Raw genomic sequence first — 13,166 nt, 5'->3', positions numbered from 1 at the left:
GATGAGGTCGCAGCCTGGCGCCGCAGGCGTCACGACGGCTTGCGCGCCGTACGCCACAACAGCCAGGCAAAGCTGCCTGCCGCCAAGGCCAGCCCGGTCGTATTCCCCATCCAGAAACCAGCCGCGCCTTGCAGCGCCGGCGGGCTGAACCCCAGGGTGTTGAACGCCAGCCCATAGCCACCGCCCAGACCCACCCCCCACAACGACAGGGCATAGAGAGCACTGGGCAGCACCGCGATGTGATACGAGCGCAGCACGAAGGCGCTGCAAGCCTGCACCGCGTCGAACAACTGGTAAGCAGCGATGAAGAGGAAGAGGTGATAGGCCACAGCCTGCACCGCCGCATCCGGCGTGTACCAGGCCACGATGCTCGCGCGCTCGAACCAGACCACGGCGCCCAGGCTCATCGACAACAGCGCCGCCAGCCCCACGCCACCCCAGGCCGCGTGCCGCGCCGCGGCCTCATGACCGGCCCCCAGTTGCTGCGCCACCAGGGAGCCGGCGGCGATGGAGACCGACAGCGGCAACATGTACAGCACGGTGGCGAAATTGGCCGCGATCTGATGTCCCGCCAGTTCGGTGTCGCCCATGCGCGCAATGAACAGCGCCATGAACGTGAAGGCCGAAACTTCCACCAGCAGGCTCAGGCCGATGGGGCCACCCAGGCGCAACAACGGGCCTTGTTGCGCCCATGAGGGCCATTCCCAATGTCGCAAGGCCTCGAACGGCCGCAGCACGCGGCTGTGGCGATGTTGCAGCAGGGCAATGCCGAGCAGCAGCCATTGGGTGATGACGGTTGCCAGGGCGCAACCGGTGGCCCCGAGGGCCGGCAAGGCATGCAGGCCAAAGCTGGCGGGCAGCAGGAAAAGGGCGTTGAACGCGAGCTTCAGCAGCAGCCCGCCGAGTTGCAGCAGGGTGACGAGCATGGGCCTGGAGATCGCCTGACTGAGGGCGGCGTGGATGCGAAACATCAGCGCCGCGGGCAGGCCCAGCGCCAGGATTCGCAGATAGCGATCGACCGCGGGGTCGTGCGACTGCCCGGTCAAGGACAGCAGGGGGTCGGGCCACAGCAGCAGCACCATGCCCGCGAGGCAAAGCCCGGCGGACAGCCACAGTCCCTGGCGAAAGGCCGAGCCGACCTGCTGCGGCGACCCCGCTCCATACGCTCGGCCCAGCGCCGGAAGCAAGGCCTGGGTGACGCCCGAAAGCGCGACATACAGGGTGATGTAGATGGCCTGCCCGAGCGACAAGGTCGCCAGGTTGGCGGTGTTGGCATAGCGGCCGAGCATGACCGTATCGGCAACGCCGAAACCAATGATGGCGAGCTGGCCCATCAGCACGCCCGCAGTCAGCCGCAGCAGCGGCACAACCGCCTTCATTCGGCGCTCGATCTGCGGTACAGGTTCAAGCGCTCGTCAGGTTCGCCGGGGCGGTGCCCGCTCCACACCAGCACGCCCCGTTCGGCCCGTCGCAGCGTCTGTTGCTCGGCCTGTGCGTTGGCCGCCATGGGGCGTGTGTCCGAGGCTGGTGCGTTGTGCGCTGGCGGTGCGATGAGGACGTAGGGGCAGCGGCCACCGCGCAGGCCCGGAACGAGGGCTACACGACTGAAATAGCCCATCAGCGCTTGCTGCGGCAAACTCAAGCCCAGGGTTTGCACACAAGGAGCAGGCAGGCCAGGCTGATGCTCGGCGCGCAACCGGCTTGCCAGTTGCGCGCCGAGTGGGCGGTAGGTGCTGGCGTAGTTCAGCACCGGCAGCCAGAGCAACCCCACCAGGACCCACACCAGGGTCACGCCTCCGGCGGACAGCACCATGCCTTTCCAAAGCGGATGGCGGTGCCGCCCGGCGCGCCATGCCACCAGAGCAGCCCAGCCCGCCGTGGCGAGCAGAGCCAGCAAGGCTGGCAGCCAGGAAAAATGGGCGATGAAGCCTGGGGCGAGCCGGGCGATATTGGCAGCCGGCTTGGCGGGAAACCCTGTGAGCATGGCCAGCCACAAGACCCAGACCACAAGGGCGAGCAAGCTGAAAAACATGAGCGAGAACCAGTCCAACGCCGCCATGCTGCCACGGCGCATCACCGGCAAGGCGAGAGCCGCCAGCGCTGCCGCCGGTGGCAGAACCAGTACCAGCGTTGCCGCATTGCCCGGGGCCAGCAAGGCGGCAAGGGTGGCCAGCACCAGCAGTGCCAGCGGCGCGAGCACATGCCATTCCCCGAGCGATTCGCGCCAACGCCACACGGCCCATGCAGCCAGCGGCCACGCTGGCCAGACGAACCAGGCGAAGGTGCCGAGAAAATGCTGGAAGGCCGCCATGCTGGGCCAGTGCGCCACGGATTGTCCGTGTAGCAAAACCAGGACGCCGAGCGCGAAAGTCGCACCGCAGGCCAGGGCGAAACCAAGGATGGGCCACTGTTTGAGACCGGGTTCAGGAGCCTGCTGTGCAGTGGCTGCGAGAGGGTTACGAAGAACTTCCAGGTTTTCCTTGCGCGAGCCCAGCTTCAGCATGAGCAAGGTGACGGTCAGCGTCGTGAGCAGGGCGAGCCAGGGTGCTCCGCTTGCCGCGAGCGATAGCAAACCGAAGAACAGGGCCACGGAGGCCAAAACCGCCCGGGTGGGCAGGAGTGAAAGAGCCAACATCCCCCCGGTGAAGCCGGTGAGTTGCACCAGTTCGGGAATGGTTTCGTGGCCCCGGGCCAGCAGGCCCAGGCAGGCCACGAGGCTGAGCAAAGCACCGTCGGCCATGGCGCGGGCATAGTTGCGCCTGGAAATGGCCGCGGCAAAAGCAGGCTGGACCGGTTGTGCCGCCTCGCGTTGCGCGAAATGATAGGCGGCGTACCAGGTTTGCACCAAGACGAGGCCAAGCAGAATGATGAAAGGCAGGCGGCTGGCGGCAATGGTGCCGATCCACGGCCCGAGGCCGCGAATGCTGGCGGCCCCCAGCCAGTAGGGGAGCCAGCCACCGCCGACAGGCTGGCCATAGAGGCTGGGTGCCAGCCAACTCGATTGGCCCTGCGCGATTTGCCACATCACGCCGAAACTCAGGCCGTCCCCTTTCCAGGGGTCGCGGCCGACGAAACCCGGCAGCACGTAAGCCGCGCACAACAGCCACAGCGGCCAGCGCGGCAGTCTGGCGACGGCTTCGGCCGAGACCACGGGGCGTGCTGGCGATTTCCCCTGGCCTGGGGTGGTGTTGGGCGAGCTCATGGTCCTGGCCAGGAAAGGCGTTGTTGGCGAGTTTGCTCAATAAAAACGGGCAGCCAGGCTGCCCGTTTCGTGGATGCGCAACGCGTCGCCATGCGACCCGTCAGCAGCGTGTCGAAGGTTTACTTCTTCGCGGCGGCAGCCGCACGCGCGAATTTTTGACGGAACTTGTCCACGCGACCACCCAGGGCGTCGACGCTCTTTTGCGTGCCGGTGTAGAAAGGGTGCGACTCGGACGAGGTGTCGAGCTTGAACAGCGGCAATTCACGGCCGTCGTCCATCTTCACGGTTTCGCGGGTTTGCGCGGTGGAGGGGATGACGAACTTGCTGCCGTTCGACAGATCGACGAAGCAGACGTCGCGGTATGCGGGGTGGATTCCAGGTTTCATGGGGGTGGGTCCAAAAGTGAGGTCAGCCGCAGCGCAGACAACAAAGGAGGATGCGTGTCCGCTGTACTTAACCAAAAGCGCAATTATTTCATGAATTTGGCTTGATGCCAAAGCAGATCGTCGCGGCGGACACGAGTCGGGCTGAAGACCGGCGGCAAATGCTTCACCCGCCCCGGCGCATCATGTCGAAGAACTCGGCGTTGTTCTTGGTCTGCTTCATTTTTTCGAGCAGGAACTCCATCGCCTCGATCTCGTCCATCGGGTAGAGCAGTTTGCGCAGAATCCACGCCTTTTGCAGGATGTCGGATTTGAGCAGCAATTCTTCGCGGCGGGTGCCGGAGCGGTTGAGCAGGATGGCCGGATACACCCGTTTTTCCGCCAAGCGGCGCTCGAGGTGGATTTCCATATTGCCGGTGCCCTTGAACTCCTCGTAGATCACCTCGTCCATACGGCTGCCGGTGTCGGTCAGAGCGGTGCCGATGATGGTCAGCGAGCCGCCTTCCTCGATGTTGCGCGCGGCGCCGAAGAAGCGCTTGGGACGTTGCAGGGCGTTGGCGTCGACGCCGCCGGTGAGCACCTTGCCGGAGGCGGGAACCACGGTGTTGTAGGCGCGCGCCAGGCGGGTGATGGAGTCCAGCAGGATGACCACATCCTTTTTCAGTTCCACCAGGCGCTTGGCTTTCTCGATCACCATCTCGGCCACTTGCACGTGGCGCAGCGCCGGCTCGTCGAAGGTGGAACTGATGACCTCGCCCTTGACCGAGCGCTGCATTTCGGTCACCTCTTCCGGACGCTCGTCGATCAGCAGCACGATGAGCACGGCCTCCGGGTGGTTGGCGGTGATGGAGTGGGCGATGGACTGCAGCATCACCGTCTTGCCGCTCTTGGGCGGCGCCACCAGCAGGCCGCGCTGGCCCTTGCCGATGGGGGCGATGATGTCGATGACGCGGCCGATGATGTTCTCCTCGGCCTTGATGTCGCGTTCGAGCTTGAGGTGTTCCGTGGGGAACAGCGGCGTCAAGTTCTCGAACATGATCTTGTTCTTGTTTTCCTCCGGGGTCACGCCGTTGACGCGGTCGACCTTCACCAGGGCGAAATAGCGCTCACCGTCCTTGGGCACCCGCACCTCGCCCTCGATGGAATCGCCGGTGTGCAGGTTGAAGCGGCGGATCTGGCTCGGGGAGATGTAGATGTCGTCGGGGGAGCCGAGATAGTTCGACTCCGGGGCGCGCAGGAAACCGAAGCCGTCCGGCAGAACCTCCATCACGCCGTCGCCGAAGATTTGTTCGCCCGTGCGTGCACGGCGCTTGAGGATGGCGAACATCAGTTCCTGCTTGCGCAGTCGGCTGGCGTTCTCGATCTCCAGGCCGGTCGCCATTTCGAGCAACTGGGAGACGTGCATCGCTTTGAGGTCGGACAGGTGCATGGCAGGGGGCGAGGCAAGAGGGGAGAGGTGTGCGCCGGACCGGGGGCTGTGTGGCAGGGACGTGACAATCGGATTCCGATCATCGGCCCTGTGCAGGCGCTCGTGGCAACGCTAGAAGAAAAAAAGTTGGGGGGATGCAGCACGGAAAACGGTGCATCGGGCGCTCTTAGCGCCGGAGCAACCCAATGGATGCGGGTTACTCGCGTCTTGCAAAGGCATGGGGCAGAGATGTCTGCCCCATGCCATGAAACGCAATTATATATTCGCGTCCAGGAAGGTTGTCAGTTGTGACTTCGACAGGGCACCAACCTTGGTCGCAGCCACTTCACCATTCTTGAACAGCATCAAGGTGGGAATGCCGCGGATGCCATATTTCGCCGGGATGCTACGGTTCTCATCCACGTTCACTTTCATGATGTTCAGGCGGCCCTGGTACTCACCGGCGATTTCGTCGAGGATGGGCGCCACCATGCGGCAGGGGCCGCACCATTCGGCCCAGTAATCGATCAACACGGGGGTCGTGGATTTGAGAACGTCGATGTCGAAAGACGCGTCGGTTGTTTGTTTGATGAGATCGCTCATATGAATTCCAGATCAGAAGGCGCCGACACGGACAGCGAGGCGCGGCCATTGCACAAGTCGATTGACGGGCCAGAGCCGGCCAATGGCCTCTATTTAACCCCGAATTCACATTTCTGGCAGAACGCGGCTCGCCAAATTGGGTTGTGGTTGCGACAGATCAGCATTTCGTCGATTGATTTGACCGTCATACTTCCCCAGGCGATGCACCAAGGACTGTTCCGCTCCGCCTGGCTCGGCCTGGCTCCAACTGCATCGGTCCTGCCCCAGTTGCTGACCTTGAGCCAGATCCTGACGCTTCAGCGCTTGCAACAGGCAGGTCCGTCGGGGAGCGGGGCAGAGAACCTCGAGCTGCAGGCCCTTGCCCTGGCCCAGCGCTGGCAGGCCGAGGGCCATTTGCCCAAGGCCTACGCCGCCGCGCAGCTTGGTAGCCGCCTGGCCCTGGCTCGCGACGTCTTGCAGTTACGCGAACGATGGGCGCCACTCGCCCAGATGGCGCCCATCACAGCAGGTGCGTCAGCCGAAAACCACATGGCAAGCGACCATGGCGTCGTCGCCGAGGCAGCATCCAGCCCGGATGACGGCGGCTGGATGCTGCGCATGGCCTTGCAGGAGATGCCGGCCGCCGCCTGGTGGAACGACGCCGCGCAACTCGATGCCTGGTGCGCGGCCCAGCGCGGCGCCCTGGTGCTGGTGCTGGCGGAGGAGCCAGAACCGCGCCTGCGCCGCCTGATGCAGCTGGCACAGGCGCGGGGTTTGCCGTTGCTGTGTCTGCAAGCCGGTTTCGGCCGGGGTTTTGGCCCGGCGCTGGCGCGTGCCAGCGGCTGTTTTCCGGCGGCCCACGCGAGCTTGTCGCGTGGTGAAGATTCGAACGGCACGCAGTTGCCGAACCACTTGCGCGATCAGCAGCGCACAGCTTCGCTCGGCGCAGCAAGCTGTTCCTTGCCGCCGCGCATGGCGCGCTTGTTGGCGCAGCGCTTGCTGTGTGGTACGGGCAGCAAGCTGGAAGAGCAGGCGCAGGCCACCGTCGGGCTGGTCCTGCGTCAACGGGCAGCGTTGCCGCAGTCGCGCATGGCCCTGATCGCGCTCGACCGGCGCCTCGCGCGCCGCGTGAACGCCTTGCTCGCACGCGTTGGTTTGCCGGTGCGCGACGAAGCTGGCTGGCTGCTCTCCACCACGCGCGCAGCGGCCAGCCTGGAAGCTGTGTTCGAAGTGCTCGATGCGCAGGCCGGCAGCGATGCCAAGCTCGACTTGCTCAAGCAGCCCGGCGTCGCCGCTGCCGCAGGCCTGGAGGCGAAGGAACTGGAGGCGATCGAGGTGGATGTGCGCGCCGCACGCCTGCTCGACGCACGCGCCTGGCGCGCCTGGGCCTTGCAGCAAGAAAGCCCGGCGGCCGGGCGGCACCAGCGCGTGCTCGACTGGCTTGGGGAATGCATGCGCCGCATGCGCAAACCGGGCAAACACCCGGTCGCAGGATGGGCCGATGCCTTGTTGCAAACCTTGCACAGCCTGGGCTTGGCGCAGGCCTGGAGCCAGGACGCTGCGGGAGCCCAAATCCTGGCTCTGCTGCAGGCGCAAGCGCAAGACCCGAGCACGGCCCACGCCGTCCATCTGCAGCAGAACGACTATCTCGCCTGGCTGCGCCTGACACTGGAAGCCGCCGTGTTTCGTCCCGAGCCCGATGCGGCCGAGGGCGAGCCGGCCGTTCACGTGCTGGCCTTGCGCGACGCCTTGCTGCGCCCCTGGGACTTGTGCATCCTGGCCGGTGCGGATGCTGGCAATCTCCCCGCCTGGCCGGATGCGCCGGGCGGGTTGGGCGACCAAGCCTGCAATCAGTTGGGCCTGCCGACCCGTGGGGAGCGTCGCACCCAGGCGGTTCAACTGGCCGTCAAACTCGTGCTCGGTTGCCGGTGCCTTGTCGTGTTCGAAGCGTCGCCACGCCCCGACCATCCAGGACCCAGTCCCTTGCTGGAATTGTGGCGCTGGGCCATGGGCCGTTTTGGCCAGGCGCCATATATTTCCGCCATGCCCGAGCTGTCCATGGCTGACTTGCAAACACTGGGAGTCGAGCCGCAGCGAGTTCCCACCGAGGCAGCCGCGCCGCAGGCTCACCCGGCGGCTCCGGCCGACATTCCTTCCCGCTGGTCACCCAGCGCCTACGCCGATTTGCGCGCCTGCCCTTACCGCTTTTTCGCCCGCCGGATCCTGCGCCTGGCCGAGGACGAAGATCTATTGCCCGACTTCTCCAAGCGCGATTTCGGCAACACGCTGCACCGCATCCTGGAGCAATTCCACCAGCAGCAGCCGGGGCTGGACTTGCCGACCAATCGTGACTTGCTCGACCGCATCGCGGCCGAAGCCTGGAGCAGCGCCGGCGCGCTGGCCGAGCCTTTTGCCGCCGTCTGGCCCGCCGTGCGCGACAACTATCTCGACTGGTTGCAGGCCTGGCGAGCGCGGGGCTGGGAGGCGCAGGGCGAGGAGCAGAGCCTGCGTCGGGTGATCGGCATCGAAGCCGACCCGGCAGACGACGCGACCAGCGAAGGTGACGCGTTGTGGCTCGAAGGCCGGATCGACCGCATCGACCGGCGGGGTGCCGAGCGTTACGCCCTCGACTACAAGACCGGCGACCCGCAGGCGCTGAAGTCGCGCATGAAACGCTACGCCGAAGACACCCAACTGTTGTGTTACGCGCTGCTGCTGGGTGCCGATGCGCCGGATGCCGGCTCCCGACAGCCTGCGGATGCCAGCCCTGCGCGCATCGCTGCCGGCTATCTGGTGGTCTCGGAACGGCGCGATCCCGAGCACACCGATGCCGCGACCGAACTGCCATGGGCGCCTGATGACTTGCGCGAGCAATCGGCGCAACTGTTGGCGCAGATGCGCCGCGACTGGCGCGCGCTGTGCACAGGCCAGGCCATGCCTGCGCTTGGCGAGCCGCCCCTATGCGATCACTGCGAAGCACGCGGGCTGTGCCGGCGTGACCATCGGCCGTCGCCACAATCCGCACGCTCGCAGTCCACGCAGGGCGAGCGTGCATGAGCGCCCCCGCTTACGCCGCACAACTCCCGGGCCAGGACCAGGCCGCGCCGGTCACGCCCGAAACCTATGTGCGCCTGGCCTGCGACCCAGCCGCCTGCGTGGTGGTGCGCGCCTGCGCCGGTGCCGGCAAGACCTGGCTGCTGGTGGCGCGGCTGGCGCGCTGCCTGCTGGACGGCTACGCCCCGCAGGACGTGCTGGCCATCACCTTCACCCGCAAGGCCGCGGCTGAAATGCAGCAGCGCCTGCTGGAGTTGCTGCAGCACTGGAACCAGCTCGACGACCGGGCGCTGGCCGACGAGTTGGCGCGTCGCGGCCTGCCGCGTGCCGACGCCGCATTGCTGCAGCGGGCACGGGCGCTTTATCCCACGGTGCTCGCTGGCGGCACGCAGGCCACGGTCTCCACGTTTCACGGCTGGTTTGCGCAACTGCTGCGCGCCGCGCCCTTGCGCTTCGGCATTCCGCTGCATTTCGAGTTGATCGAGAACGAGAAGCCCTGGGTGCAGCAAGCCTGGCGCAGGCTGTTCGACAAGCTGCAAGCCGAGCCGGAGATGCGTGCCGACTACCGCGCCCTGGTGGCTCGAACCGGACGCAGCACGGCGGCTCAACTGATGGAGTTGGTGGTGCAGCGGCGCGGCGAATTCATGCTCGCCGCCCAAGCCGGCACCCTGGCGCAAGGGCTGGACGCGCCCGAGCCCGAAAGCTGGCCGGCCTGGCGCACGCGCAACCTGGCCGAATTGCGGCTGTGGGCGCAAGCCTGGGGCGCATGTGGCGGCGCGCATGCGCGCGAAGCGCTGCTCCATCTGCAGGCCGCGCTCGACGCGAGCGACGCGCAACAGGTGGGGGCTTTGCTGCGCAAGGTCATGCTCACGGCCCAGGGCGAGCCGCGCTCGGCGCGCAATCTGGCGACCAGGGCGGTGCAGCTCGAAATCCTCAGGCTTGGCCTGGAAGGCGACCCCGTGGGCCGCTGGGACACGCTGGCGAGCGACTGCCTGGGCGTGGTGCAGGCGCACGACGCGCTCGACATCGAAACCATCCACGCCTGGGCCTTGCGCCTCGGGGCGGAACTGCTGGGCTGCTACGAGCAGTTCAAGGCCGAGCGCGGCCTGCTCGACTTCAGCGACCTGGAGTTGCACGCCCGCACCTTGCTGGCCGATGCCGATGTCTCGGCCTGGGTGCAGACCCGGCTCGACCGCCGATACCGCCAGGTGCTGATCGACGAATTCCAGGACACCAACCCGGTGCAGTGGCAGGCCCTGCAGGCGTGGCTCTCGGCCTATGCCGGCGACGCGCAGCGCCCCTCGGTGTTCATCGTTGGCGACGACAAGCAGTCGATTTACCGCTTTCGCCGCGCCGACCCGCAGGTGTTCGAGGCCGCGGCCAGCTTTCTGCGCCAGGGCTTTGGTGCCGTGCTGCTCTCGGCGCAGCACACCCGCAGGCTGTCGCTCGCCGTGCTGGATTGGGTCAATGCGGTGTTCGCCCAGGCCCCCACCATAGCCTTCATCGCGCACACGACCGAGAGCCGGGTGCAGGGCCATACCGCCTTGCTGCCCGCGCCCGCAACGGAAGGTGAAGCGACGGCTGCCGCCACGCCGGCACAGTTCATGGAAACCGCCCCGCGCGTGCGCGACACTCTGACCGAGCCCGACGTGGATGCCGAGATCGACAAGGTCGAGCACGACGCCCAGCGCGTGGCCGCACTGTTGCGCGAGCTGATGCAGCGCCCCTGCGTGGAAGACGCCCATGGCCGACTGCGCCCAGCCAGGCCGGGCGATGTGTTGCTGCTGCTGCGCAAGCGCAAGGATCGCATGGACCTGTACCTGCGCGCCTTGCTTGCGGCCGGCATTCCCGCCGCAGCGGGCGACAGCGAGGCCAGTCTGCTCGACACCATCGAAGCCCAGGATCTGCTGGCTTTGCTGAGCGTGCTGGTGTCGCCCGGCGGCAATCTGGACCTGGCGCAGGTGCTCAAGTCGCCCATCGGCGGACTGGTGGATGACGATTTGCTCGCGCTGGCCCGCTGCGCGCGCGAAACCCGGCAGAGCTGGTGGCAGGCGGCGCAAACCCTGGCCGAGCGCGACGCGGCCATGCCCGCGCTGCGCCGCTTCATGACCCTGGCCGAGGGCTGGATGACCCTGCTCGGCAGCCTGCCGCCGCATGACCTGCTCGACCGCATCGTCGCCGAGGGCCAACTGCGCCAACGCTATGCCCAGGCCGTGCCGGCAACCATGCGGGCGCAGAGCCTGGCGCAGATCGACGCCTTTGTGCATCTCGCGCTGGACATGGACGGTGGCCGCTTCCTCACCCCCTACGCCTTCGTGCGCAAGCTCAAGCGCGGCCTGGCTCGGGCGCCTCTGCCCGAACTGCACGTTGGAGCGTATCCCCAGGCCAATGCTGCGCAGCAGCCGTCCCCCGATGGGGATGGGGATACCTGGGGCGGCCCGGCGTTTCCCCATGACGTGGTCCGCCTGTCGACCATCCACGGCGCGAAGGGCCTGGAGGCCAATATCGTCATCCTGGCCGATGCCGACTCCCGTCCTGCCGCTAACGGCCCTTCGGTGCTGTTGCATTGGCCGGCCGAGCAGACGCATCCGCTGCATTTTTCCTTGCAACTTTCGTCCAAGCGCCTGCATCCGGCCCAGCGGCGGTTGGTACAAGCCGAGCTGGATGCAGCCGAGCGCGAAGACTGGAACCTGCTTTATGTGGCCATGACCCGCGCCCGCCAACAGCTCTGGGTCACCAGCTTGCCGATGCGCGGCCAGGCACAGTGGAGCCAGCGCCTGGCCGTGGGGGCGGGTGCAACTCCAGCCGCCGTGGCCGATGCGTTTCCCAAGCTGCCGGATGGCGCGGGGCAGGGCGCCATCGAGCCGCAGGCCCCAGCCACTTCGCCGACGATGCCCGTCGAGATCCCCTGGTTGAGCAGGCCGCAAACCGCGCCAGCGGCAAGCCCGGCCAATCCCCCCCAGGCTGACATGCGCGCCACTCGCATCGGCATTGCCCTGCATGCCTTGCTGCAGTCCGCCAGCGCCACGGCCCGGCCCGGTGCCGTGATCGAGGCCCTGGATGCGCCAGGCGTCGCCCTGCAGCTCGGGCTGGACGCGGGCGAGGCGCAGGCTGCCATTCACGCGGCCCTGCGCATCGTGCGCTCGCCGCAGGCCAGCATGTACTTCGATGCGGCGCACATTCGCTGGGCGCGTAATGAGGTGGAGGTTGCGTGGAATGCACAGGCCGGAGGCGAGCCCGGCTGGGGGCACATCGACCGCCTGGTCGAACTCGATGACGCCGTTTGGGTGCTGGACTACAAGCTCGCGGCCAGCAGCCTGCAAACCGAACACTACGCTCCCATCCTCGCCCGCTATGCCCAGGCCTGCGCCAGCCTGCGTCCCGGCAAGCGGGTGCGGGTGGCCCTGATTGCGGGCGATGGCTCGGTGCTGGAATGGCAGGTGCCCGAGGCCATCAACGCGCCGCGGCCTGAGTCGCCTCGGAGCGCGTAGAGGCCGCGGCTGGAGCACCCGCCTTGCTGGCATCCGGCTCGCCCAGCAGCACGCACATGCGCTCGCGCAGTGCCGTCATCTGCTGCTGCAGCTGCTTGCGCATGAGCCACGGTCCCAACAACGGCGGCAGCCAGGTGCGCGGGTGCAGTTGGGCGGTGTAGTGCACCGCGCTGCCGCCAGCCTGCGCTCTCACCCCGGCGCGACCTTGCGAATCGAGATTGCCGTGGATTGTGAACCACGTTGCCACATGCCCGCGCAAGGTGATGTCCAGCGTGCTGCGCAGCGTCGGCCGAAAGGGCTCGATGCCGCCGCGCCCCACCTGCAGCACCCGCAGGCTGTCGCCATCGGCCGCCAGCACTTCGCTGCGTTCCATGCCAGGTATGTAGCTGGCCATCGCGTTGTAATCGGTCATGGCTTGCCAGGCCATCTGCACCGGCACGGGCGCAAAAAAGCGCACGGCCATATCGAAGTGTTTCGGCAGCGCAGCGGGTTCGAGCCGCAGTTGCAAGGGGTGCTGCTGCAATGTGGCGCGGCAACGCGAAGCGGCAGCCAAGGCGGTTGACGATGCGGGAATGGCTTCGGACGCGGGTGCCTGAAGCAGCGCGGGCGCGCTTAGAGCCGGCGCCAGCGCCCCGGCGGGGCCGGAAGCGGCGGGCGTTGCGGGCAGCGTTGCCGCATCAACCGGCATGCGGGCCGATGCAAGGCAGCACAGAGCAACGGCCAAGGTCCGCGGCACCCACGACGGGGCCTCGTCAGGCAGAAGCGGGTGGATGCGTTGCATACGCCGCATTGTGCTCGGCTTTTCGCCCAGCTCAGCGCGCACGGGACGACGACGCCCGGGTGGGGCGTCATGGCGAAATGGGGAGGGGAGGTTGACGAGCCGTTCCCCCGGCACTTGCAGTAAACGGCTGTGGCTGCTCCGTTCCCGGCCTGACCAGGTTCACCGCGCCACAATGCGGGGCGGCCCGTCAACCAGCATTGTAGGCGGGCCGGTCGATGGCCTGCCCTTGCCCATGCCCGGACGGGTTTTCGCCCCCTACAATCCG

Annotated in this window: 8 protein-coding genes and 1 other RNA gene; 2 read left to right on the top strand and 7 right to left on the bottom strand. The window is 67.0% G+C overall.

Translation table 11 applies throughout. The features are described from left to right. Positions 1-29 precede the first annotated feature (29 nt). From THIX_RS13580 to trxA, 5 genes are all read right to left on the bottom strand, one after another. Positions 30-1,379 (bottom strand): MATE family efflux transporter, encoded by a 1,350-nt coding sequence (locus THIX_RS13580; RefSeq protein WP_112486625.1) that lies wholly within the window; start codon positions 1,377-1,379, stop codon positions 30-32. Next, the gene (locus THIX_RS13575) at positions 1,376-3,202 is read right to left on the bottom strand and encodes a hypothetical protein (RefSeq protein WP_112486624.1); all 1,827 of its coding nucleotides are present in this window, start codon (positions 3,200-3,202) and stop codon (positions 1,376-1,378) included. Before THIX_RS13575 ends, THIX_RS13580 begins: the two co-directional genes overlap by 4 nt. A gap of 119 nt (positions 3,203-3,321) precedes the next feature. Next, positions 3,322-3,588 carry a type B 50S ribosomal protein L31 gene (locus tag THIX_RS13570; RefSeq protein WP_112486623.1) on the bottom strand — a complete coding sequence of 89 codons (267 nt, stop codon included), beginning with the start codon at positions 3,586-3,588 and terminating at the stop codon, positions 3,322-3,324. Between the two features lie 163 nt (positions 3,589-3,751). Further along, positions 3,752-5,014 carry a transcription termination factor Rho gene (gene rho / locus THIX_RS13565; RefSeq protein WP_112486622.1) on the bottom strand — a complete coding sequence of 421 codons (1,263 nt, stop codon included), beginning with the start codon at positions 5,012-5,014 and terminating at the stop codon, positions 3,752-3,754. A 255-nt stretch (positions 5,015-5,269) separates the two neighbouring features. Continuing rightward, positions 5,270-5,596, bottom strand: coding sequence for a thioredoxin TrxA (trxA, locus tag THIX_RS13560; protein ID WP_112486621.1), 327 nt, complete (start codon positions 5,594-5,596; stop codon positions 5,270-5,272). Between trxA and THIX_RS13555 the strand changes: the two genes are divergently transcribed. Then, the gene (locus tag THIX_RS13555; protein ID WP_112486620.1) at positions 5,597-8,632 is read left to right on the top strand and encodes a PD-(D/E)XK nuclease family protein; all 3,036 of its coding nucleotides are present in this window, start codon (positions 5,597-5,599) and stop codon (positions 8,630-8,632) included. It begins immediately after the preceding gene. Continuing rightward, complete coding sequence (locus THIX_RS13550; protein WP_112486619.1) at positions 8,629-12,120, top strand: exodeoxyribonuclease V subunit beta; 3,492 nt, start codon at positions 8,629-8,631, stop codon at positions 12,118-12,120. Before THIX_RS13555 ends, THIX_RS13550 begins: the two co-directional genes overlap by 4 nt. On the opposite strand, the gene THIX_RS13545 is transcribed toward THIX_RS13550, so the two are convergent. Together THIX_RS13545 and ffs are read right to left on the bottom strand one after the other, a co-directional pair. Continuing rightward, a complete protein-coding gene (locus THIX_RS13545; RefSeq protein WP_158540892.1) occupies positions 12,083-12,808 on the bottom strand; it encodes an SRPBCC family protein in 726 nt (241 codons plus the stop codon). The two genes, THIX_RS13550 and THIX_RS13545, sit on opposite strands and share 38 nt — an antisense overlap. 183 nt (positions 12,809-12,991) lie before the next feature. Then, positions 12,992-13,090, bottom strand: an RNA gene (ffs, locus tag THIX_RS13540) — signal recognition particle sRNA small type. Between the last annotated feature and the right edge of the window lie 76 nt (positions 13,091-13,166).

Source organism: Thiomonas sp. X19 (assembly GCF_900089495.1).
Taxonomy (GTDB): domain Bacteria; phylum Pseudomonadota; class Gammaproteobacteria; order Burkholderiales; family Burkholderiaceae_C; genus Thiomonas_A.
This window is presented reverse-complemented; position numbering and strand designations above follow the sequence as displayed.